Raw genomic sequence first — 21,797 nt, 5'->3', positions numbered from 1 at the left:
GAGTTATCCGGCGTGCACCAGTGCGGAGAGCGTGGCGGCGCGCAGCAGCGTGGCCCGGCGTTCGCGCTCGACCTCGCCGCCGAGGAACGGGGTGGAGTTCATCAGGCCGAACGCGGCGTGCGCCATCACCCGGGCCTCGGCCGCGCTCAGCTCGGGGCGCAGCACGGTCAGCACCTGCACCCACTCCTCCACGTAGAGACGCTGCAACCGGCGGATCTGCCGGCGCGGCTCCTCCGGCAGGCGGTCCAGCTCGTGCAGGTGCAGCGCGATCACGGCCGGGTTGGCCAGCGCGAAGTCGACGTGGAAGGCGATCAGGGACTCGATCGCGGCGCGCGGGTCGTGCTCATGCTCGGCGACCCGCTCCCGGCCGCCGGCCAGCAGGCGCTCGCTGACCGGTATCAGCGCCGCGACCAGCATCGCTTCCTTGCCCTTGAAGTGGTGGTAGAGCGCGGGGCCGGTGACACCGGCGGCCGAGCCGATGTCGTCCATCGAGACGCCGTGATAACCACGGGACGCGAAGAGCCGGACCGCGATGCCGAGGATCTCGTCCTTGCGCGAGCGCTTCTTCGTGCTCTGTCCCGGAACGCTCGGGGTCTGCTGGTCCACCGTCACCCGCTCAGCCTATCCCCCTGTCAAGCAAAAGCTGAACGATCGTTCAAGGGATGGGAGCGTAATCACGCGCCGTTCTGGGTTCCCACCACGGGCGCGACAGCAACGCGGCCACGCCGGCGCCGGCCGCGTTCACCAGGACGTCGTCGATCGAGGCGACGCGGCCCAGGTCCAGTGCGTACTGCAGCGTCTCCACGGTGACGGACGCGGCCGCGCCGAGCAGCAGCACCCGGCCGATGCCGCGCAGCGCCGGCCAGCGGATCGGTGCGAGCGCGCCCAGCCCCGCGAAGACCAGCAGGTTGCCGGCCACCTGGTAGCCGAGGAACCCGAGCCCCTCCGCGGCCTGGTTCGGCAGGTCGGTGAACGGGATCAGGAAGACCTGGCCCGGCGCGTCCAGCGGGGTGAGAATCATCCACACCCAGGGAGCGGTGGTCGCCAGCATGCCGATCTCGGCCGCGCTGTGCCGCCACGCGACCTCCCGCGGCACGCCACGCCGCGCGCGCAGCCCGGCCAGCCCGGTGGCGACCAGGGCCGCCACCGGCACCAGTGCGAACGCGATCAGGACGACGTGACCCCAGGCACGCCAGACGCTCAACGCGGATTCGGGCCCTTCACGATCGGCGCGCGGACCAGGTTGCCCCACTCGGTCCACGAGCCGTCGTAGTTGCGCACCGCCGGCAACCCGAGCAGGTGCTGCAGCACGAACCAGGTGTGGCTGGACCGCTCCCCGATCCGGCAGTAGGCGATCACGTCGGCCGCCCCGGTCAGGTCCGCGTAGAGCTCCCGCAGCTCGGCGGCCGGCTTGAACGTGCCGTCCTCGCGGGCCGCCTGCTTCCACGGCCGGTTCACCGCGCCCGGGATGTGACCGCCGCGCAGCGCGCCCTCCTGCGGGTAGTCCGGCATGTGTGTCAGCTCGCCGCTGTACTCCCCCGGCGACCGCACGTCGACCAGCGGCCGGCCCGCGCCGGCGTGCGACTCGACCTCCTCGCGGAACGCGCGGATCGGCGCGTCCTCACGGACCGGCACCGGGTAGTCGGCGCGCGGGCGGGTGGTGCGGTCGCGGGTCAGCTCACGACCCTCCGCGGCCCACTTCTGCCGGCCGCCGTCGAGCAACCGCACGTCGGTGTGGCCGAAGAGCGTGAACACCCAGAGTGCGTACGCCGCCCACCAGTTGAAGTTGTCGCCGTAGAACACGATCGTGTCGTCGCGGCCGATGCCCTTGGCCGCGCACAGTTCCGCGAACCGCTCCGCGGTCAGGTAGTCGCGGGTCACCGGGTCGTTCAGCTCGGTGTGCCAGTCGACCTTCACCGCGCCCGGGATGTGGCCGGTGTCGTAGAGCAGCACGTCCTCGTCCGACTCGACCACGACGAGGCCTGGATCGCGCAGGTGTTCCGCCAGCCAGTCGGTGGTCACCAGGCGCTCGGGATGCGCGTAGTCCTGCAGGTGCGGTGCGGGATCCGTGGATGCGGGCATGGTTCCTAAGTTACGCGTCCTCGCGGACGATCGGCGCGAGCGACGGTCGTTTCGGGGCGATCAGATCGCCGGAGGAGCGGCCGGTCAGCCGGCGCTTCACCCACGGCGCCAGGTAGCGGCCGGCCCAGCGCAGGTCCGCGCCGCGGGCCAGCAGCCACGGCGACGGCGCCGGGTGCGGCGGGACCAGCATCCAGTCCTCGTCCACCGCGACGCCGAGTGCGTTCAGCACGTGCGCGGCGGTCCGGCGGTGGCCGATGTCGGACAGGTGCAGCCGGTCGATGCTCCACAGCAGCGGGTTGCGGAACTCGTCGTCGGCGAACAGGTCGATCAGGTAGGCGCCGGTCTCCGCCGCGGTCTCGCCGACCCGCGCGTTCATGTAGGCGACGCGCGGGCCCATCACGCGCTGGCCGGGCAGCCGCAGCGTCACGTCCGCGAACCGGAACACGATCGCGTCGGCGCCGGTCGCGCGGATCCGGGTGATCGAGTCGTGGAAGCTGTCGCACACCGCGGCCGGCTCGCACTTCGGGCGCAGGATGTCGTTGCCGCCGGCCGCGAAGCTGACCAGGTCGGGCCGCATCTCCAACGCGACCGGCAGCTGGTCGGCGGTCACGGACGGGAGCAGCCGGCCACGGACCGCCAGGTTCGCGTAGCGGAAGTCCGGCCCGGCCTCGGCGGCGAGCCGGGTGGCGACCAGATCGGCCCAGCCGCGGAACGTGCCGTCCGGGTACGGGTCGTCCATCCCCTCGGAGAAGCTGTCCCCGACGGCCACGAAGTTACGCCAGCGCATACCTGTCCCCCACTAGGTAGTTGCACACCACAGGCATTTTGCCGACTCCCATTACCCGCCGGTAGGCCCTCGATAGGTGAGCTTCAAAACAACGAGACCCGCCGCCGGTACGTACCGGCGGCGGGTTTGTGTGTTGTTGTGTTGCCTGATCAGGGGACGACCAGGCGGAGCAGAACCGACTCGCGCACCTCCGCGGGCTCGTCGGCCCGGCCGAGCAGCCGCCCGTCCCGGCTGAGGATCGACAGCCACGACCGGTCCGCCTCGACGTAGCGGGCCACCAGGTCACCGGCCGGCGTGAAGAAGAGCTGGTGCGGACCCAGACCGTCGGTGTCGTCGTCGAGTGGCAGCGACTCACCGGTCCTGGTGTCGATCACGTGGTTGGCCTCCAACGTGCGCGGCGGTGCGGTCTGCCGCTCCGCGTCGTTGTCGATCAGACGCGCGGTGATCCGTTCCCCGTCCGGCGAGACGCTGCTGATCTCGAGGTCCAGCCGGTTCCCGGACAGGTTGGGAATCGTTCTGCTCGCGCCGGTGCGCAGGTTCCGCACGTACGTCTCGGAGACCCCGAGCCGGGGATGCACGGTGTAGGCCACCCAGTCGCCGTTGATGTGCACGTCGCAGGCGTACCGGAGCTTCTCGTCGTCGCGCGGCGTGAAGGCTCCGCCGTCGACCGCGAACCAGCCGGTCTGCGCGCTGTTCGTCTCGGGCTGCCACATCACCGCCAGCAACCGGGTCGAGTCGGAGGACCAGGCCGGCGCGGAACAACCACCGCTGAACCGGAAGTCCTCGTCCTGCCGGTTCAGCACGACCATGTCGTTGTCGCCGAGCCGGCTCAGGTGCAGGCCGGCGTTCGAGATCCAGGACAGGTGGGTGCCGTCCGGCGAGACGGCCAGCGAGTCCCGCAGTTCGTCGCCGCCGTACCGGCCGACCGGAAAGTCGCGGAAGTACAGGGTCCGCACGCCGCCGCCGTCCCAGACCGCCATGTTCCCGAAGCCCGCGAGGTTGTCGATGTAGACCGCGGAGGTCGCGCCGGCCGGTGGCGTGGCGATCTCCGGGAGCGCGCGGTCGTTGCCGCCGCGCAGCGCGAAGCCGGCGGACGTGACGCCGACGACCGCCACGGTGGCGGCCGCGGCCAGCGCGAGCCGGATCCGCGCGATGCGGTGCGAGGTGCGCACCGCGCGGTCGCGCAGGTCGACCGGCCGGGCCTCCTCGGCGAGGTCGGCCAGGCCGGCACGGAGGTCGTCGAGGTTCATGCCCGGCTCCCGTCGAGGTCGGTCACGGCGCGGAGCTTGGCCAGCGCCTTCGCGGTCTGGCTCTTCACGGTGCCGACCGTGACCCCGAGCAGGTACGCGGTCTCCGCCTCCGTGCGGTCCTCGAAGAACCGCAGCACGATCACCGCGCGCTGCCGGGGCGGCAGCGTCAGCAACGCGGCGCGCAACGTCAACCGCAGCGTGGGGTCGGTGCCGGCCCGGCCCGCGCGCTCCGGCAGGTCACCCGGCAGCACCTCGGCCACCCGGCGGCGCCGCCACCAGGAGACCTGCAGGTGATACATGATCTTCCGGGTGTACGCCTCGGCGTTGTCCACCCGTTCCAGCCGCCGCCACGCGCGGTGCGTCCCGGCCAGCGCGGACTGCACGAGGTCCTCGGCAAGGTGCTGGTCGCCGGTGAGCAGGTAGGCCGCGCGCAGCAGCGCGGGCGTGCGGCCGCGGACGAAGTCGTCGAAGTCCGGTGACGGCGGGTCGGCCACCGGTGTCCTCCTGACGGCAGCTGAGGGGGTCATGTCAGCCCAGACGCGAGTCTGCCCGGCAATGGTTGCCCGCGCTGTGCGCCGTACCCTTTTCGCATGCTGCTTCGCATGTCGACCCTGTTCCTCCGCACACTCCGCGAGGACCCCGCCGAGGCCGAGGTTCCGAGCCACCGGTTGCTGGTCCGCGCCGGTTACGTCCGGCGTGCCGCGCCGGGTGGCTACACCTGGCTGCCGCTGGGCAAGATGGTGCTGGACCGGGTCGCCGCGATCGTGCACGAGGAGATGCGCGCGATCGGCGGGCAGGAGGTGCACTTCCCGGCACTGCTCCCCCGCGACGCGTACGAGAAGAGCGGCCGGTGGACCGCGTACGGTGACGACATCTTCCGGCTCAAGGACCGGCGCGGCGCGGAGTACCTGCTGGCGCCGACGCACGAGGAGCTGTTCACGCTGCTGGTGCAGGACCTGTTCGGGTCGTACCGCGACTTCCCGGTGATCCTCTACCAGATCCAGACCAAGTTCCGGGACGAGGCGCGGCCACGGGCCGGGCTGCTCCGCGGGCGCGAGTTCCTGATGAAGGACGCGTACTCGTTCGACCTCACGGACGACGGCCTGCGCGAGTCCTACGCGAAGCACCGCGTCGCGTACCAGCGGATCTTCGAACGTCTCGGGCTGGACTTCACGATCGTGTCGGCGCAGTCGGGCGCGATGGGTGGCTCCGGTTCCGAGGAGTTCCTCGCGGCGGCCGAGGTCGGCGAGGACACGTTCGTGGGCTGCGCGGTCTGCTCCTACGCGGCCAACACCGAGGCGGTGACGACGCCCGTTCCCGCTCCGATCGACAGGGAGCACCCGGGGCTGGAGGTGCACGACACCCCGGAGACGCCGACGATCGCGTCGCTCGTCGACCTGGCCAACGCGCGCGGGCTGGCCGGCCGCACCGACTGGACCGCCGCCGACACGCTGAAGAACGTGGTCGTGGAGTTGAGCCGGCCCGGTGTCGCGGAGAAGGAGTTGCTGGTCATCGGCGTGCCCGGCGACCGCGAGGTGGACCTGAAGCGAGTCGAGGCGCAGGTGCACCCGGCCGCGGTCACCATGTTCGAGGACTTCGCGTCCCGGCCCGACCTGGTCCGCGGCTACATCGGCCCGCAGAAGCTCGACGCCCGCTACCTGGTCGACCCGCGCGTCGCGGCCGGCAGCGCGTGGTTGACCGGTGCGAACGAGGCCGGCAAGCACGCCACGAACGTGGTCTCCGGGCGTGACTTCACGCCGGACGGCACCATCGAGGCGGTCGAGGTCCGCGCCGGCGACCCGTGCCCGAACTGCGCGGACGGCACGCTGGAGATCCGCCGCGGCATCGAGATCGGGCACATCTTCCAGCTCGGCCGCCGGTTCGCGGACGCGTTCGGGCTGGACGCGCTGGGCCAGGACGGCAAGCCGGTCCGGATCACCATGGGGTCGTACGGCGTGGGCGTCTCCCGCGCGGTCGCGGCCATCGCGGAGCAGCACTGCGACGAGCGCGGCCTGGTGTGGCCGAAGTCGGTGGCCCCGTTCGACGTGCAGGTGATCCCGGCCGGCAAGGGTGCCCAGCTGGAGATCGCCACTGAGCTCGCCTCGACGCTGGTCGCCGCGGGCCTCCGGGTGCTGCTGGACGACCGGCCGGCGAAGGTGTCCACCGGCGTGCGGTTCGCGGACGCGGATCTGATCGGTGCGCCGCACTCGATCGTGGTCGGCCGCGGTGCCACGGACGGCGTCGTGGAGCTGCGCGTGCGCGCCACGAGCGAGCGCTCCGAGGTCCCGCTCTCCGACGTGGTCGGGCTCCTGACCAGCGATTGAGGCTCCTGTCCGCCGGGTAGGTGGACGGACATGGTGAGAGTCGGTGCGCTCATGACTCGCGATGTCGTCTACCTGCCCGCGGACACCACGCTCGACGACGCCGCGCAGGCGGCCGTGCGGCGGCTGCTGATCCGCGACCCGGACCGGCAGCCGATGGGCATCGTGGCACGCGGCGATCTGGTGAGTAGTTTGTGATCATGCCTGAGATGCCGCCGAAGCTGGCCGAGATCGTCGACGAACTGGCCTCCGCGCCGCGGGACGTGGTGCTGGAGATGCTGCTGGAGTTCTCCGACGCCGTCCCGCCGCTGCCGCCCACCCTGGCCCACGAGGGCATGGAGCAGGTCCCGGAGTGCCAGACCGCGTTCTTCCTGCACGCGGAGGTGGACGCGGACGGCGTGGTGACCACGTACTTCGACGCGCCGCCGGAGGCGCCGACCACGCGCGCGTTCGCCGGCATCCTCGCGGAGGGCCTGGCCGGCGCGACCGTGTCCGAGGTGCTCGCCGTGCCGGACGACCTCTACGTGCGGATGGGGCTGGCCGAGGTGATCAGCCCGCTGCGGGTGCGTGGCGGGCACGCGATCCTGGCCCGGCTCAAGCGCCAGATCTCCTGATGTTTCACGTGAAACGTGGCGGGCTCACGTTCACTGAGCCCGCCTCACTACCGCGCCAGCCCCGCCACGACCTCGGCCCGCGGGAGCTCGGCCGCGAGCGCGCCCGGGAGCTGCAGCTTGCTGTGCCGGACACCGGAACCGATCACTACTGAGGCCGCCTCACACACGCGCGGGTCCACCAGGACCGGCCACTCCGGCGGCAGCCCGATCGGCGTGATGCCGCCGTACTCCATCCCGGTCAGTGCCACGGCCTCGTCCATCGGCGCGAAGCTCAGCTTGCGCACGTTCAGGTGCTTGCGGACCACACCGTTCACGTCCGCGCGCGTGGTGGCCAGCAGCAGGCAGGCCGCGTACCGGGTGACGCCGTCGCGCTTGCCGGCCACGATCACGCAGTTCGCGGACTCGTCGAGGCGCACGCCGTACTCCGCGCAGAACGCGGCCGTGTCGGCCAGCCCGGCGTCGATCGCGGCCACCACCGTGCCGGACCGGCCGGGCCAGTCACGGAGTGCCGCCTCGACCGGCGCGGCCAGCAGGTCCGGCCGGTCGAGCGCCGGCTCGGTCTTCAGGCTCCCCATCACCGGCCCATCGTGTCAGACCAGCTCGGTACGCAACTCGTGCGCACCGTCCGGCCGGGTCCCCTCGTAGTAGATCCGGTGGCGGCCGTCGCCCAGCGCGACCACGCTCAGGTAGCGCAGCCCGTGCGGCGCGTACGGCGACTCGATCGGGTCCCCGTCGTCCGCGGTCAGCCGGCCGAACGTGCCGCGCGCGAGGCCGGTGCGCTCCTCCCAGTTCTCCTCCGCGGTCGCCCGCCCGTCGTACGCGACGGTCAGCTCGTCGCCGTTCGCCAGCACCGCGGCCACCCGGACACCGCGCGCGTCCCACTCGCCGGGGCGGCCGGCCAGCGCGGTGCCGCGCCAGGTCCAGGTCACGCCGTCCGGACTGGTCGCGTACCGGGTCGTCATCCGGTCGGCGCGCTCGTCCGTCTCCAGCGGATGGCAGGACGCCCAGAGGTGCCAGCCGCCGTCGTGGAACAGCACGACCGGGTCCTTCACGCCGACCGTGTCGTCGCCGGGCAGCACCGTGATCGCCGGTGCGGTGGCCAGGCCCTCCGGCGTGTCCGCCTCCAGCAGGTCGACGCGCCAGTGCTTGGTGCCGGGCGTGGCCACGCTGACGTAGACGCGCCACCGGCCGGCCGGCGTGCGGACCAGCGCGGGACGCTCCAGCGACTCGCCGCCGAACGCGTCCCGGTGCAGCTCCGCGATCGTGGTGAAGTCGACGCCGTCCGCGGAACGGGCGATCACGTTGACGAAGCCGCGCCCCTCCCCGATCGGCTTGCGCAGCCGGTAGGCCAGGTAGATCGAGTCACCGTCGCGTACCGCGCTCGGCGCGCCGGCCCAGGCACCGGCCCGACCCTCCGGAGGCGCGATCACGGTCGTGCCCTCGTGCCACCGCGGCAGCGGGAACGTCATCGTCGGCGTGGTCACGTTGTCTCCTCTAGTTCACAACTTGTGCGGTATGGGTGGTCAACTGCGTCCAGTCGTCGTACGACACGCCGGTGACCTCCTCCAGCAGCCGGATCTCCTCGATGAAGCCCGGCAGCACCGCCGCCCGCTGCTCGACGGTCAGCCGCGGCCGGCATCCACGCTCCCGATGCAGTGCGGTCAACAGCGGTCCACGGAACGCCTTCCGCAGCCACACCGGATAGCGGTGACCGATCCGGCCGCCGGTGCGCAGCAGGTAGCGCAGCGCGCCGTTGACCGGCGTGTCCGCCACCGAGAAGTTCACGTTCGCCGGCGGCACCACGTCGATCACGCCGGTCGCCACGCCGAGGAACGCGCACACCCGGTCCAGCGCCGCCGCCGGCGTCTCCCGCAGGTCCCGGTAGCGCAGGATCAGCACCTGCTCCCGATCGAACAGCTCGAACAGGTGCCGCACCTGGCTCCCGTACCGCCCGAGGCCCGCGTAGTGCCAGAACGCGGCCCAGCCGGCGGCGACGCGTTCCGGTTCCCGCCGCATCGCGGTCACGAAGTCCGCCTCCGGCTCCAGACCCGCGGTCCACAGGTGCTGCCAGTTCGAATGCGCCCGGTCCACCGGGTCGCGCAGCAACAGGATGATCCGTACGTCCGGCACCAGCGCGCGGATCCGCCGCTGTGCCTCCAGATCGTGCAGGTAGAACGGTGTCGCCTCGCCGGTCAGCGTCCCGGCCGGCGCTCCCGCGAACAGCCGCTCGTAGTCCGCGCGCCGCCACACGTGCTCCTGGTACGTCTGGATGTCTCCCGGCCCCCCGTGCTTCGGCGGCGGCCCGTCCGACAGGAAGAACTTCGGCTCCTTCACCGGCGACAGATACAGCCCCGGATGCCCGGCCAGTGCCGCATGCAGCGCGGTCGTGCCGGCCTTGGGCACGCCCGCGATCAGGAAGTCGGGCAACGCCATGGCGCCCCTCCTACTCCGTTAATCCCATCTCCTTAATGGGATATGTGCTCAGGCTACCCGCCTTTCCCCGCTTTTTCGCACCCCCACACCCATACAACCCACCCACGGCCCACCTTCCGCCATGGTGCCGAAGTGACGTTCTTCGAAAACAGCCACTACAGCGCACGGTCGCCAAGCACCCGCACGCACCGTCAAACCGAAGCCTCAGCGTTGCTCGGCAACGCAGATACCAGGGAGCGGTTGCAGAACAGCGACCGTACGGTAACCGCATGCGAACGCAAGTGATCGTGCTCAACGGTGGGTCAAGCGCAGGAAAGTCGGGAATCGTTCGGTGCCTGCAGGCGATCCTTCCGGATCCGTGGCTTGCGACCGGGGTCGACCGGCTGATCGAGGCGATGCCCGCAACCATGCGCTCGCCGGAAAGCATCGATTTCGCGGCAGACGGCACGGTCGTCATCGGGCCGGAATTCGACCGGCTGCAGAACGCCTGGATGGCCGGAGTCGCCGGGACCGCCGCAGCCGGCGCCAAGATCATCATTGACGATGTCTTCCTCAGCGGAGCTCGATCTCAGCAGCGATGGCGGGCCGTGCTCAACGGCTTGGACGTGGTGTGGGCCGGCGTCCGCTGCGATGCGCAGGTCGCCGCTGGTCGAGAGATCGCCCGTGGAGACCGAGTCCGAGGGATGGCCGCCGCACAGGCCGACATGGTGCACCAGGGCGTGGTGTATGACGTGGAGGTCGACACCACACACACCGAGTCGATCGTGTGTGCCGAAAGGATCGCGGAGAGGCTGTAGAAGGCGCCGAGACCGGGTACGCGAACATCTGCAGATCCCCGCCCCCACGTTCGGAACAGCTTGACGATCGCTTGCACGCAGCGCAAACGCCCTCCCGAGGGACCGTCGGCGCCCCCGAGCAGTCGAGATCCGCGCCCGGCGCCGGTTCTCCCGAACATCCCCGCGGCCAACCCGCGTAACGCACCCCACAGCCCATAGGGCGAGCGAAGCGAGCCGAATCAACCACAACATCCCCGCAGCCAACCCGCGTAACGCACCCCACAGCCCGTAGAGCGAGCGAAGCGAGCCGAATCAACCACAACATCCCCGCAGCCAACCCGCCCAACCGCACGCCAGGCACGTGGGGGCTTCCGGGGGCTCGGCCCCCGGAGCAGAATGACGAGCGCCCCCTGTCCACGCACTCCGTGGACAGGGGGCGCCCCCGAGCTCGTGGAGCCCAGGAGAATCGAACTCCTAACCCCCGCCTTGCAAAGGCGGTGCTCTGCCAATTGAGCTAGGGCCCCGGGGTGTTACTTACCGCAGGTCGGGAGCGGTGGTGGCCTCGTGCCAGAGGGCGCGCTCGTCACTCGACTGCTTGATCTTTCGCACGATCAGGACGGCCGCGCCGACGACACCCGCTGCGATCAGGAGCTTCTTAAACATTGGGGTTGTCCCCTCGCTGTTTGAGCCGGCCGACCCGGGTGTCGCGGCGATTCGGAGGAATCGGGAGTGGGGCTAGCTGGAATCGAACCAGCGACCTCAGAGTTATCAGCTCTGCGCTCTAACCGACTGAGCTATAGCCCCGTGCGACCGGGAAAGATTACCGCACTTGCTCCGGACCGCCCAAATCGGGGGTCCGGCGGTCAGGTTCAGTGTCGCGCGGCCGCCGTGGCGAGGCACGCGATTTTCTCCTGACCGCCGGGTCCGGTGGATCAGTCCCGCTCGGCGAGCGTCAGCTCGACGCCGCCGACGAGGTCGGCGCAGACGTTGTAGATGAACGCACCGAGCGTGGCCAGCGCGGTGAACAGCACCACGTTGACCAGGCCGATCAGCGCCGAGGTGCCGATCACGCCCTTAGCGGTGATCTTGAAGACGGCACCGCCGGTGTCGCCGCCGGACGCGGTGACCAGCTCGGCCAGCGTCTCGTTGACGCTCTGGAAGACACCCATCGCGTCGAGCGCCAGGTAGAGCACGGACGTGGCCACGATCACCACGATGAACAGCACCAGCGACACCGCGAACGAGAACTTCATCACGGACCAGGGGTCGATCCGCTTGACGTTCAGCCGGGCCCGGCGGGGGCCGCGGGCGGCGGCTCCGCCGACCGCGTTGCGGGCGGCCCGGATCGTGTCCGTGACGCGGGCCGCGCCGACGCCGCGCACGGCGCCGCTGACCTTGCTGCCGAGGCCGCTGAGTCCGCTGGTGGAGGTGCCGCTCGCCGCGGCGGCGGCGCCGGCACCGGCCGGGATCCGTTCGGTCCGCTCGCCGGGCGGGCTGGACGGGCTGCTGCTACCGGTGGCCGGGGAGGCCTTCGGCGGGGTGGCGGGCTTGGCCGGCGTGGCCTTGGCCGCCGACGACGGGGCCGACGAGCTCGCCGTGGCGGGCTTGCCGGCCGGCACGATGACCGGCTTCACGGTGTCCTTGTCTCCTGCGGCGCTCGGGGCCGCCGGCTTGGCGGCGCCCGAAGTCGCCGGCTTGGCGGCGCCGGTCGAGGATGAACCGGCCGGTGCCTCGTCCGGCGGCGGCTTCATCCCCGGCGCCCGGGTGAACTTCGGCGACGGTGCGTCCGCGGAGGGTCCGACCACCGCGCGGCCCACGACCGCGCGGCCCTTGGCCTTGGCGTCACCGTCGGCGGAGTCCTTGCCGGCCGGAGTCGCCGAGGTCCCCGCCCCCGACGTCGCCTGTGTCTCCGTCATTCATCAGTCCTGTTCGTCAGGCTCGTCGGCATTGCGAGCAATCGCCACGATGGTCACGCCTTCTGGGAGATCCATGAGCTTGACCCCCATTGTGTTCCGGTCCCGCGTACGACGTACAGGCTTCACCGGAGTCCGGATCACGCCACCGTTGCTCGTGATCGCGAACAGTTCATCATCCGGGTTGATGACAACGGCACCGACCAGACCACCACGCCGTTCCGTGATCTTGGCGGTCAGCACGCCCTTGCCCCCACGTCCCTGCACCGGATATTCCTCGATGGGCGTCCGCTTCGCGTACCCACCGTTGGTGGCTACCAAAACGTCCATCCCTTCCCGCACGACCTCCATCGCGAGCAGCTCGTCGTCCTCGCTGAAGCGCATGCCGATGACACCGGAGGTCGCCCGTCCCATCGGGCGCAGCGTATCGTCTGTCGCCTCGAAGCGGATCGCCTGAGCCTTCTTCGAGACGAGGAGGAGATGGTCACCCGGTCCGGCCAGCGCCGCACCGACCAGCTCGTCCTCCTCGCGCAGGTTGATGGCGATGATGCCACCGCTGCGGTTGGAGTCGAACTCGCCCAGCCGGGTCTTCTTGACCAGGCCTTCCTTGGTCGCGAGCACCAGGTACGGCGCGATGTCGTACCCGGGGATCACGATCACCTGCGCGATGTGCTCCTCCGGCTGGAACGCCAGCAGGTTGGCCACGTGCTGGCCGCGCGCGGTCCGGCTCGCTTCCGGCAGCTCGTACGCCTTGGCGCGGTAGACCCGGCCCTTGTTCGTGAAGAAGAGCATCCACGAGTGCGTCGAGGTCACGAAGAAGTGCGAGACGATGTCGTCCTGGCGCAGTGTGGCACCACTCACACCCTTGCCGCCGCGCTTCTGCGAGCGGTAGAGGTCGACCTTGGTGCGCTTCGCGTACCCGGTCCGTGTGATCGTGACCACCACGTCCTCGCGGGCGATGAGGTCCTCCATCGAGACCTCGCCGTCGAACGGGATGATCTGGGTGCGGCGCTCGTCGCCCCACTTCGCCACGGTCTCGCCGAGCTCGTCGGAGATGATCGTGCGCTGCCGCTCCGGCTTGGCCAGGATGTCCTTGAGGTCCGCGATCTCGATCTCGATCTTCGCGAGCTCGTCGATGATCTTCTGACGCTCCAGCGCGGCGAGGCGTCGCAGCTGCATGTCGAGGATCGCGGTGGCCTGGATCTCGTCGACGTCCAGCAGCGACATCAGGCCCTGGCGGGAGTCCTCGACGGTGGGCGAGCGCCGGATCAGGGCGATCACCTCATCGAGCATGTCCAGCGCCTTGACCAGGCCGCGCAGGATGTGCGCGCGCTCCTCGGCCTTGCGCAGGCGGTACGCGGTCCGCCGGCGGATGACCTCCATCTGGTGGTCGACGTAGTAGCGGATGAACTGCGCCAGGTTCAGCGTGCGCGGCACGCCGTCGACCAGCGCCAGCATGTTCGCGCCGAACGTCTCCTGCAGCTGCGTGTGCTTGTACAGGTTGTTCAGCACGACCTTGGCGATCGCGTCGCGCTTGAGCACGACCACCAGGCGCATGCCGGTACGGCCGGAGGACTCGTCCCGGATGTCGGCGATCCCGGTGAGCTTGCCCTCCTTGATCAGGTCGGCCATCCGCTCGGCCAGGTTGTCCGGGTTGACCTGGTAGGGCAGCTCGGAGACCACCAGCGAGGTGCGGCCCTTCGCGTCCTCCTCGACCTCGACCACCGCGCGCATGCGGATCGAGCCACGGCCGGTCCGGTACGCGTCCTGGATCGCCTGAGTGCCGACGATCATGCCGTTGGTCGGGAAGTCCGGGCCCTTGACGATGCCGATCAGCGCTTCGAGCGTCTCGGCCTCGTCGACGTCCGGGTTCTCCAGGCACCACTGCACGGCCGCGGCGATCTCCCGCAGGTTGTGCGGCGGGATCTTGGTGGCCATGCCGACCGCGATGCCCTCGGAGCCGTTGACCAGCAGGTTCGGAATCCGCGACGGCAGGATCGTGGGCTCCTTGGCCCGGCCGTCGTAGTTGTCCTGCATGTCGACGGTGTCTTCGTCGATGTCCCGCAGCATCTCCATGGCCAGCGGGTCGAGCTTGCACTCGGTGTACCGCATGGCGGCCGCGGGGTCGTTGCCCGGCGAGCCGAAGTTGCCGTTGCCGTCGACCAGCGGGTAGCGCAGCGACCAGTTCTGCGCCATGCGGACCAGCGCGTCGTAGATCGACGAGTCGCCGTGCGGGTGGAACTGACCCATCACGTCACCGACGACGCGGGAGCACTTCACGTAGCCACGGTCCGGCCGGTAGCCGGAGTCGTACATCGCGTAGAGGATCTTGCGGTGCACCGGCTTGAGGCCGTCGCGGACGTCCGGGAGCGCGCGGCCGACGATGACGCTCATCGCGTAATCGAGGTACGACCGCTGCATCTCTACTTCGAGGCCGACCGGTTCGATCCGGCCGCCGGCGTCCACCGCGGCGGGCACCGCGGACTCCTCCGGCTGCTCGCTACCCGTGGACTCGGGAGTATCCGTCACAGTTAACCCTAACTACTGTCAAAAGCGGCATTTCCCTGTGGATAACCGCTGTGGAAAGCGTGGAAGCTGTGGATAACTCTGCGAGAGCGGCCGGGCCGCTCTCCGCTAGATGTCCAGGAAGCGCACGTCCTTTGCGTTGCGCTGGATGAACGAACGGCGTGCTTCCACGTCCTCCCCCATCAAGACGCTGAAAAGGTTGTCCGCGGTTGCGGCGTCGTCGAGGCTCACCTGGCGTAGCGTCCTCGTCGCCGGGTCCATCGTGGTCTCCCACAGCTCGGGGTAGTTCATCTCGCCGAGACCCTTGAACCGCTGGATGTCGTCCGGCTTCGCGTTCGGCTTCTTCTCCTGGCGCAGCCGGATCAGGCCGTCCCGCTCGCGGTCGGAGTACGCGTACTGCGCGTCGTCGCCCTTGCGGTTCCATTTGATCTTGTAGAGCGGCGGCGCGGCCAGGTAGACGTGGCCCAGCTCGACCAGCGGCCGCATGAAGCGGAACAGCAGCGTCAGCAGCAGCGTCTGGATGTGCTGGCCGTCGACGTCCGCGTCGGCCATCAGCACGACCTTGTGGTAGCGCAGCTTCTCGATGTCGAAGTCGTCGTGAATGCCGGTGCCCAGCGCCGTGATCAGCGCCTGGACCTCGTTGTTCTTCAGCACGCGGTCGATGCGCGCCTTCTCCACGTTGAGGATCTTTCCGCGGATCGGCAGGATCGCCTGCACGCGCGGGTCCCGACCCTGCTTGGCGGAGCCGCCGGCCGAGTCGCCCTCGACGATGAACACCTCGGACTCGCGCGGGTCCGTGGACTGGCAGTCGGCCAGCTTGCCCGGCATCGAGCCGGACTCCAGCAGCGACTTGCGACGGGCCAGCTTGCGCGCCTGGGCGGCGGCGATCCGGGCTCGGGCCGCCTGCGACGCCTTCGTGATGATCGTCCGGGCCTCGGCCGGGTTGCGGTCCAGCCAGTCGACCAGCCACTCGTTGCAGATCTTCTGCACGAAGCTCTTCGCCTCGGTGTTACCCAGCTTGGTCTTGGTCTGGCCCTCGAACTGCGGGTTGGCCAGCTTGACCGAGATGATCGCGGCCAGGCCCTCGCGGATGTCCTCGCCGGAGAGCTTCTCGTCGCCCTTGAGGATCTTCTTCTCCGCGCCGTACTTGTTGATCAGCGTGGTCAGCGCCGCACGGAAGCCCTCCTCGTGCGTACCGCCCTCGTGCGTGTTGATCGTGTTGGCGAACGTGTAGACCGACTCGCCGTACGACTCGTTCCACTGCATGGCGATCTCGACCGCGATGCCGTCGCCCTCGGCCTCGAACTGGATCACCGACTTGTGGATCGGCGTCTTGGTCGCGTTGAGGTGGCGGACGAAGTCGGCGATGCCCTCCCGGTAGCAGAAGGTCACCTCGCGCTTCTTGCCCTCCTCGTCCGCCTGGCGCTCGTCCAGGATGTGGATGGTCAGGCCCTTGTTGAGGAAGGCCATCTCCTGGAGCCGGCGGTAGATCGTCTGGAAGTCGAACTCGACGACCTCGAAGATCGTCGGGTCCGGCCAGAACGAGACCGTGGTGCCCTTGCGGTCGGTGGGGCCGAGCTGCTCGATCGGCGTCGGCTTGGACGCGTCGAAGTGCTGCCGCCAGTGCGTGCCGGCCTTGTGGATCTCCACGGTCACCTTGGTGGACAGCGCGTTCACCACGGCCGCGCCCACACCGTGCAGACCACCGGAGACCGCGTACGCCTTGCCGTCGAACTTTCCACCGGCGTGCAGCACCGTGTACGCCACCTCGACGCCCGGCTTCTTCAACTTCGGGTGGATGTCGACGGGGATGCCGCGGCCGTTGTCGGCGACGCGCACGCCACCGTCCGCCAGCAGCGTCACGTCGATCGTGTCGCAGTAACCGGCCAGTGCCTCGTCCACCGCGTTGTCCACGATCTCCCACACCAGGTGGTGCAGGCCTCGCTCACCGGTGGACCCGATGTACATACCGGGCCGCTTCCGCACCGCCTCGAGGCCCTCGAGCACGGTGAGTGAATCGGAGTTGTACTCCTGCTTTTCTTCCGCTGCCACCCTCGGCCACTTTCTCGCACCGGACGCCCCGGGGGGGACGGACGTTGCGGGTTCGGCGGGCGCACGGCGACACGCACGACCCTCAGGCCGTGCGGACCACCGCGGGAAGCCCGCGGATCGCGATCTGCGGAACGCAGCGGTCGAACCCGGTTACGGAGTGTGTCTCCGCGACCAGCTCGCTCACGACGTCCCGATCGCTTCCAATCCTACTGTGCGCCGACGACATTCTTCGGGTACGGCATCCCCTTCCGGGCACCTGAGACGTCCGTAGCGGCGAGAACCGCCCGATCTCGACTCCCCCCACGGACCCCGGTCTCCGGGATACGGCCAGTCGAGCGGCACATATGGTGTGGAAAGCCCCGGTGAGCGTGAAAATGCGTGTCGGTCGGTCACGCTGGGAAAGCAAAAATGAGTGACGAAGCACGCATGACCGATCCGGGTGCGCCGGGGTCGCGCTCGGCCGTCCGGTCGCGTAACCTGCCCCGGCGCGGGGCGCTAGGCGTTCGATGCTGTCCGAGGCGGTAAGGGAAGGTGACCCTCGATGGGGCTTGACAACGTCGCCGTGCAGTGGCCACGCACGGGCCGGTTCTACGACCCGGTGGCTCCCGCCGCGTTCGTGGACTTCGCCCAGGTCGCCGACGCGCCGGAGGTGGAGTCCCCCACGGCCGCGCTGGCCGGCCACATCGCGGAGACCGGCAGCGTGCGCGCGACCGCGTACACCGAGCTGGTCGACCTGCTCCTCGGCCTCAACGGTGTGCTCTACGCCACAGAGGCCGCAAACGAGGACGAGGACCCGGTCATCGACCCGGACGGCTGCGCCTGGATCGCCGGCGGCCTGGAGAAGTTCGTCCTCGGCCACGAAAAGCTCGGCGACCTGGTCACCTTCGACACGGTCGGCGAGGTCCTGCGCACCACGATCGCCGACAGCCGCCTCGCCGACCAGCAACTGCGCTGGCTCGCCACCCGCATGGACAGCCTCCGCGACGAGTCCGGCGGCGCACCGCAGTGGTCCTTCCCGCTCTCCGAACTGGCCGTCCTGGCCCGCTTCTACCGCCGCTGCGCCGACCGCGCGTTCGCCGTCTACGCGGACTACTGAAAAACACCCACCCCGCGAATCCCAAAGCGGATCTTCCCGCTTCCGGCGTGGTGCCGCCCGCATGCTCCCGCGGGCACCGGTCGTCGCTGGCGCTCCTCCCTGCACGCCGAGTGGGCGGTCACCAATCCCCGGCGGCAAGCCGCCAACCCCCCACCCGCCTCCGCCCCGCTCACCGCCACCTCTCACGAGGGCCAACTCCAGCAGCGTCCGCGAAGACCAAAACCTCGCCCCGCTCGCTCACCCAGCGGCTCATCGCCGCTGCCACGCCCGGAACGGTTGCCACGCTCGGCACCGCTGCCAGACCCCGGGCCGCTACCAGGCCCGGGACGGTTGCCACGCTCGGCACCGCTGCCAGACCCCGGGCCGCTACCAGGCCCGGGACGGTTGCCACGCTCGGCACCGCTGCCAGACCCCGGGCCGCTACCAGGCCCGGGACGGTTGCCACGCTCGGCACCGCTGCCAGACCCCGGGCCGCTACCAGGCCCGGGACGGTTGCCACGCTGAGCACCGCTGCCAAGCCAGGCCCGGCGCGACGCCCGCCACGCTCGGCACCGCCGCCACGCCCAGGGCTGCTGCCACGCGCCGAACCGCTGCCACGGCCAGACCCTTGCGCCCGAAATATCGCATTATCTCGCCCCGACGAAGACTCCGTCCCCCACAGAGCTCCGCCCGACTGCCCTGAGTGATCAATCAGGTGAGCAAAAAGACGATCCACTTCGCCCGATGACCTCTTTTTCGCTCACCTGATTGATCACTCAGGGCGCCAGGCTGCGGGGTGACCGCCAATCTCTACACGGCGAACGAAGCACCCAGCGGCTCTTATCCGAAATTTCGGACACGGAAGAACGCGAGACGCGGGGCAAGAGGCGCCCGACGTGGGGCCTCCGACGCCCGACGCCGAGCGCGCGAGGCGCGGGCGCGAGGCGCGAGGCGCGGGCGCGAGGCGCGGGCGCGAGGCGCGGGCGCGAGGCGCGAGGCGCGAGGCGCGAGGCGCGAAGCGCCGCGGGAGCGCGGGGCAACGGACGCCGGGCCGGGTGCGGGACGCCGGGGAATTGGGGGTGGAGTGGGGCGTGGCTGGGAAGGGGAGGGGGTGGGGTTGCGGTTTGGTGGAGTGGGCTGGGACCGGCTCCGCCGTGGCGTCCGGAGCGGAGCGCCAGCGGAGTCGGAGGACGCCGCGCGGTTGGCCCGCGGGAGCACGCCCGGCGTGACCACGCCGGAAGCGGGAATATCGGGGTCGGGGTTTGCGAAGTTGGGGTGGTTCAGCCGTAGGTGTCGCGGGGGCCGCGGCCCCGGACGCGGCGGGGGCCCTTGCTCCAGCTCGGGGCGGCGGGGCCGTGGATGTGGAGTTTCTTGACCACGCCGTGGCCGACCTCGCCGGCGATGCGCTTGATCAGGCCGGCGGCGAGCAGGCGGAGTTGGGTGGCCCAGGCGGTCGACTCGGCTTCGACGGTGAGTTCGCCGTTCTCGAGTTTGACCGGGCGGCTGTGTGCGGCGACGTCCGCGCCGACGATCTTCTCCCAGGAGCCGAAGATCGAGGCCTCGGCGGTGGGGCGCTGCCAGCCGCGGGTCTGGACCAGGCGGTTGAGCATGCTGCCGAGCAGCTGCGGGTCGCGCGGGTCGGGGCCGGGGCCGGAGTAGCCGCGCAGCCGGCGGCCGGATTCGGCGCCGGGGCGGGGCTGGCCGCGCCGCTGCGTGCGGGCGTTCTCGCGGCGGGCCTTGGCGGCGTCCAGTACGGCACGGGCGAGCTCGGGGCCCTGCAGGCCGTCCGGTGGTTCCAGCGGGTCCGGTAGCGGTTGATCATGCGACACGGTGCACCTCCCCCTCGGTCACGGCGTATCGGGCGCCGCGCAGCGCCTCCGGGACATCCTCGGCGACCGCGCAGGTGACCAGCAGCTGGGCCGCGCCGGCGACGAGGTCGGCGAGGCGGGTGCGGCGGCCCGCGTCGAGCTCGGCGAAGACGTCGTCGAGGACCAGCACGGGCTCGATGCCGTCGTCCCGCAGCAGGTCGTAGGCGGCGAGGCGGAGCGCGAGCGCGAACGACCAGGACTCGCCGTGGCTCGCGTAGCCCTTGGCCGGGAGGTCGCCGAGCGTGAGCAGGATGTCGTCGCGGTGCGGGCCGACCAGCGTGGTGCCGCGGTCGATCTCGGCGGGGCGCGCGTCCGCGAGCATGCCGGCCAGCAGCGTCTCCAGTCCGGCCCGGTCCGGCAGCGGGCTGGGCGGGTCGCTGAGCCGTTCGGTGCCGCGGCCGGAGGAACCGATCTTGTACGCGATGGCGGCCGCTCCCTTGCCGGCCGCGACCGCGTCGTACGCCTTCGCGATGTGCGGGCCGAGCGCGGCGCACAGCTCCAGGCGGCCGGCGAGCAGCTCCGCGCCGTGCCGGGCGAGCTGCGCGTTCCACACCTCGAGCGTGGCCAGGTCGGCGCCGTCCCGGTCGCCGCCGGCCCACTTGCGGCGCTGGTAGGACGTGCGCAGCAGGGCGTTGCGCTGTTTGACCACCCGTTCGTAGTCGGCGCGCACGCCGGCGAACCGTGGCTGGCGCGCGACCAGCAGGTCGTCGAGGTACTTCCGGCGCTCGCCGGGATCACCGCGGACCAGCTCCAGGTCCTCCGGCGCGAACAGCACGAGCCGCAGCGCGCCGAGGATGTCGCGGGACCGGCGGACCGGTGAGCGGCCGAGGCGGGCCCGGTTCGCCCGGCCGGGCACGATCTCCAGCTCGACCAGCAGCTCACGGCCGTCGTGCACGATCGCGCAGCGGACGACCGCGGCGGAGGCGCCGAACCGGACCAGCGGCGCGTCCATCGCGACCCGGTGACTGCCGAGCGTGGCGACGTAGCCGAGCGCCTCGATCAGGTTCGTCTTGCCGACGCCGTTCGAGCCGACCAGGACGGTGCCGCCGGGTTCGAGGTCGACGGCGACGCGCTCGTACGAGCGGAAGTCGACGAGTTCGAGCCGGCGGACGTACATCCAGGGAGATCCTTTGCCGTTGAAAAGCCGACGGGGGTGTGTCGCGTCTCGATTGTCGCGCACACCCCCGCCCGGCCCGGACCTACCTCTTGACGGCGTGACCGCCGAACTGGTTGCGCAGGGCGGCGACGGCCTTGATGGCCGGCGAGTCGTCCTGGCGGGACGTGAACCGGGCGAACAGCGACGCGGCGATGACGTTCATCGGGACCGCGAGGCGGATGCCCTCCTCGACGGTCCAGCGGCCCTCGCCGGTGTCCTCCGCGTAGCCCTTGATGTTGGCCAGCTCGGGGTCCTCGTCGAGCGCGCGGTCGAGCAGGTCGAGCAGCCAGGACTTGACCACCGAGCCCTCACGCCAGCTCTTGAACACCTCGGGCACGTTGTGCACCAGCTCGGACGCCTTGAGCAGCTCGTAGCCCTCGGCGTACGCGTGCATCAGCCCGTACTCGATGCCGTTGTGGACCATCTTCGAGTAGTGACCGGCGCCGACCGGACCCGCGTGCGCGAACCCGAACTCGCCCTCCGGCTTGAGCGCCTCGAAGATCGGCATGCAGTGGTCGACGTGCTTCTTGTCGCCGCCGACCATCAGCGCGTAGCCGTTGCTGACGCCCCAGACGCCGCCGGAGACGCCGACGTCCATGTAACCGATGCCGAGCGCGCCGAGCTTCTCCGCCCGCGGGCCGTCGTCGCTGAACTTGGAGTTCCCGCCGTCGATGACGATGTCACCGGCGGACAGCAGGCCACCGAGCTGCTCGATGATGTCCTCGGTGACGCCGGACGGGACCATCACCCAGACGACCCGTGGCGCCGCGAGCTTCTCGACCAGCTCCGCCAGGCTCGCTGCGTCGCTGATCTCGGGCCGCGGGTCGTAACCGACCACGTCGTGACCGGCGGCACGGATGCGTTCCCGCATGTTGCCGCCCATCCGGCCTAAACCAACCAGGCCGAGTTGCATTTCGTCCCCCTTGCAGTTGTTCAGCTTCCGC

Annotated in this window: 22 protein-coding genes, 3 tRNA genes and 1 pseudogene; 7 read left to right on the top strand and 19 right to left on the bottom strand. The window is 70.5% G+C overall.

What is annotated here, in order from left to right:
- Positions 1–3: 3 nt before the first annotated feature.
- From J2S44_RS19215 to J2S44_RS19190, 6 genes are all read right to left on the bottom strand, one after another.
- Positions 4–612 carry a TetR/AcrR family transcriptional regulator gene (locus J2S44_RS19215; RefSeq protein ID WP_310415736.1) on the bottom strand — a complete coding sequence of 203 codons (609 nt, stop codon included), beginning with the start codon at positions 610–612 and terminating at the stop codon, positions 4–6.
- Positions 613–655: 43 nt separating this feature from the next.
- A complete protein-coding gene (locus J2S44_RS19210) occupies positions 656–1,204 on the bottom strand; it encodes a VanZ family protein (RefSeq protein WP_310415733.1) in 549 nt (182 codons plus the stop codon).
- A complete protein-coding gene (locus tag J2S44_RS19205; protein ID WP_310415730.1) occupies positions 1,201–2,082 on the bottom strand; it encodes a sulfurtransferase in 882 nt (293 codons plus the stop codon). The genes J2S44_RS19210 and J2S44_RS19205 overlap by 4 nt, the downstream gene beginning before the upstream one ends.
- Positions 2,083–2,092: 10 nt before the next feature.
- A complete protein-coding gene (locus tag J2S44_RS19200) occupies positions 2,093–2,869 on the bottom strand; it encodes an SGNH/GDSL hydrolase family protein (protein ID WP_310415727.1) in 777 nt (258 codons plus the stop codon).
- Positions 2,870–3,018: 149 nt separating this feature from the next.
- Positions 3,019–4,119, bottom strand: a complete 1,101-nt coding sequence (locus tag J2S44_RS19195) for a hypothetical protein (RefSeq protein WP_310415724.1) — start codon at positions 4,117–4,119, stop codon at positions 3,019–3,021.
- Complete coding sequence (locus tag J2S44_RS19190) at positions 4,116–4,646, bottom strand: SigE family RNA polymerase sigma factor (RefSeq protein ID WP_374727866.1); 531 nt, start codon at positions 4,644–4,646, stop codon at positions 4,116–4,118. Before J2S44_RS19190 ends, J2S44_RS19195 begins: the two co-directional genes overlap by 4 nt.
- A 63-nt stretch (positions 4,647–4,709) precedes the next feature.
- Here J2S44_RS19190 and J2S44_RS19185 point away from each other — a divergent pair, with 63 nt between their 5' ends.
- Genes J2S44_RS19185 through J2S44_RS19175 form a run of 3 tightly spaced genes read left to right on the top strand, consistent with a single transcriptional unit; the run spans position 4,710 to position 7,054 of the window.
- Positions 4,710–6,443 carry a proline--tRNA ligase gene (locus J2S44_RS19185; protein ID WP_310415717.1) on the top strand — a complete coding sequence of 578 codons (1,734 nt, stop codon included), beginning with the start codon at positions 4,710–4,712 and terminating at the stop codon, positions 6,441–6,443.
- 51 nt (positions 6,444–6,494) lie between these two features.
- On the top strand, positions 6,495–6,638 hold the full coding sequence (locus J2S44_RS19180; protein ID WP_310415713.1) for a CBS domain-containing protein: 144 nt from the start codon (positions 6,495–6,497) through the stop codon (positions 6,636–6,638).
- Between the two features lie 2 nt (positions 6,639–6,640).
- Positions 6,641–7,054 (top strand): SufE family protein, encoded by a 414-nt coding sequence (locus tag J2S44_RS19175; RefSeq protein WP_310415710.1) that lies wholly within the window; start codon positions 6,641–6,643, stop codon positions 7,052–7,054.
- A 47-nt stretch (positions 7,055–7,101) separates the two neighbouring features.
- Here J2S44_RS19175 and J2S44_RS19170 read toward each other — a convergent pair whose 3' ends face one another.
- From J2S44_RS19170 to J2S44_RS19160, 3 genes are read right to left on the bottom strand one after another with little or no spacing between them, the layout of a single operon-like run.
- The gene (locus tag J2S44_RS19170; RefSeq protein ID WP_310429770.1) at positions 7,102–7,629 is read right to left on the bottom strand and encodes a YbaK/EbsC family protein; all 528 of its coding nucleotides are present in this window, start codon (positions 7,627–7,629) and stop codon (positions 7,102–7,104) included.
- Positions 7,630–7,644: 15 nt separating this feature from the next.
- Positions 7,645–8,538, bottom strand: a complete 894-nt coding sequence (locus J2S44_RS19165) for a hypothetical protein (RefSeq protein ID WP_310415706.1) — start codon at positions 8,536–8,538, stop codon at positions 7,645–7,647.
- A 10-nt stretch (positions 8,539–8,548) separates the two neighbouring features.
- Positions 8,549–8,719, bottom strand: coding sequence for a hypothetical protein (locus J2S44_RS19160; protein WP_310415703.1), 171 nt, complete (start codon positions 8,717–8,719; stop codon positions 8,549–8,551).
- 54 nt (positions 8,720–8,773) lie between these two features.
- On the opposite strand from J2S44_RS19160, the gene J2S44_RS19155 reads away from it, so the two are divergent.
- A tRNA-Asn gene (locus J2S44_RS19155) sits at positions 8,774–8,856 on the top strand.
- Entirely contained in the window at positions 8,817–8,939 is a 123-nt protein-coding gene (locus tag J2S44_RS19150) for a hypothetical protein (RefSeq protein WP_310415700.1), read from the top strand. The genes J2S44_RS19155 and J2S44_RS19150 overlap by 40 nt, the downstream gene beginning before the upstream one ends.
- On the opposite strand, the pseudogene J2S44_RS42945 reads toward J2S44_RS19150, so the two are convergent.
- A pseudogene (locus tag J2S44_RS42945) lies at positions 8,933–9,487 on the bottom strand (sulfotransferase family protein); the annotation flags it as partial. The gene J2S44_RS19150 and the pseudogene J2S44_RS42945 overlap by 7 nt on opposite strands.
- Positions 9,488–9,756: 269 nt before the next feature.
- On the opposite strand from J2S44_RS42945, the gene cpt reads away from it, so the two are divergent.
- The gene (cpt, locus tag J2S44_RS19145) at positions 9,757–10,284 is read left to right on the top strand and encodes a chloramphenicol phosphotransferase CPT (RefSeq protein WP_310415697.1); all 528 of its coding nucleotides are present in this window, start codon (positions 9,757–9,759) and stop codon (positions 10,282–10,284) included.
- Between the two features lie 430 nt (positions 10,285–10,714).
- On the opposite strand, the gene J2S44_RS19140 is transcribed toward cpt, so the two are convergent.
- The 6 genes from J2S44_RS19140 to gyrB all read right to left on the bottom strand — a co-directional run bounded on the left by J2S44_RS19140 (position 10,715) and on the right by gyrB (position 16,754).
- Positions 10,715–10,787 (bottom strand) — tRNA-Ala (locus J2S44_RS19140).
- A 10-nt stretch (positions 10,788–10,797) separates the two neighbouring features.
- Positions 10,798–10,926 carry a DLW-39 family protein gene (locus J2S44_RS19135; RefSeq protein ID WP_310415694.1) on the bottom strand — a complete coding sequence of 43 codons (129 nt, stop codon included), beginning with the start codon at positions 10,924–10,926 and terminating at the stop codon, positions 10,798–10,800.
- A 67-nt stretch (positions 10,927–10,993) separates the two neighbouring features.
- Positions 10,994–11,067: transfer RNA gene (locus J2S44_RS19130), tRNA-Ile, on the bottom strand.
- 128 nt (positions 11,068–11,195) lie between these two features.
- On the bottom strand, positions 11,196–12,179 hold the full coding sequence (locus tag J2S44_RS19125) for a DUF3566 domain-containing protein (RefSeq protein ID WP_310415692.1): 984 nt from the start codon (positions 12,177–12,179) through the stop codon (positions 11,196–11,198).
- A 3-nt stretch (positions 12,180–12,182) separates the two neighbouring features.
- Positions 12,183–14,705 carry a DNA gyrase subunit A gene (gene gyrA / locus J2S44_RS19120; RefSeq protein WP_310415689.1) on the bottom strand — a complete coding sequence of 841 codons (2,523 nt, stop codon included), beginning with the start codon at positions 14,703–14,705 and terminating at the stop codon, positions 12,183–12,185.
- 105 nt (positions 14,706–14,810) lie between these two features.
- Positions 14,811–16,754 (bottom strand): DNA topoisomerase (ATP-hydrolyzing) subunit B, encoded by a 1,944-nt coding sequence (gene gyrB, locus J2S44_RS19115; protein ID WP_310415687.1) that lies wholly within the window; start codon positions 16,752–16,754, stop codon positions 14,811–14,813.
- Between the two features lie 541 nt (positions 16,755–17,295).
- Between gyrB and J2S44_RS19110 the strand changes: the two genes are divergently transcribed.
- Complete coding sequence (locus J2S44_RS19110; RefSeq protein ID WP_310415684.1) at positions 17,296–17,850, top strand: hypothetical protein; 555 nt, start codon at positions 17,296–17,298, stop codon at positions 17,848–17,850.
- Between the two features lie 1,259 nt (positions 17,851–19,109).
- Here J2S44_RS19110 and J2S44_RS19105 read toward each other — a convergent pair.
- The 3 genes from J2S44_RS19105 to gnd form a co-directional block, all read right to left on the bottom strand.
- On the bottom strand, positions 19,110–19,658 hold the full coding sequence (locus J2S44_RS19105; RefSeq protein ID WP_310415680.1) for a DciA family protein: 549 nt from the start codon (positions 19,656–19,658) through the stop codon (positions 19,110–19,112).
- Positions 19,648–20,814: a DNA replication/repair protein RecF gene (gene recF, locus J2S44_RS19100; protein ID WP_310415677.1), complete on the bottom strand. Its 1,167-nt coding sequence runs from the start codon at positions 20,812–20,814 to the stop codon at positions 19,648–19,650. The genes J2S44_RS19105 and recF overlap by 11 nt, the downstream gene beginning before the upstream one ends.
- Positions 20,815–20,896: 82 nt before the next feature.
- The gene (gene gnd, locus J2S44_RS19095; protein WP_310415674.1) at positions 20,897–21,766 is read right to left on the bottom strand and encodes a phosphogluconate dehydrogenase (NAD(+)-dependent, decarboxylating); all 870 of its coding nucleotides are present in this window, start codon (positions 21,764–21,766) and stop codon (positions 20,897–20,899) included.
- Positions 21,767–21,797 lie beyond the last annotated feature (31 nt).

The sequence above is a fragment of the Catenuloplanes niger genome, from assembly GCF_031458255.1.
GTDB lineage: Bacteria > Actinomycetota > Actinomycetes > Mycobacteriales > Micromonosporaceae > Catenuloplanes > Catenuloplanes niger.
This window is presented reverse-complemented; position numbering and strand designations above follow the sequence as displayed.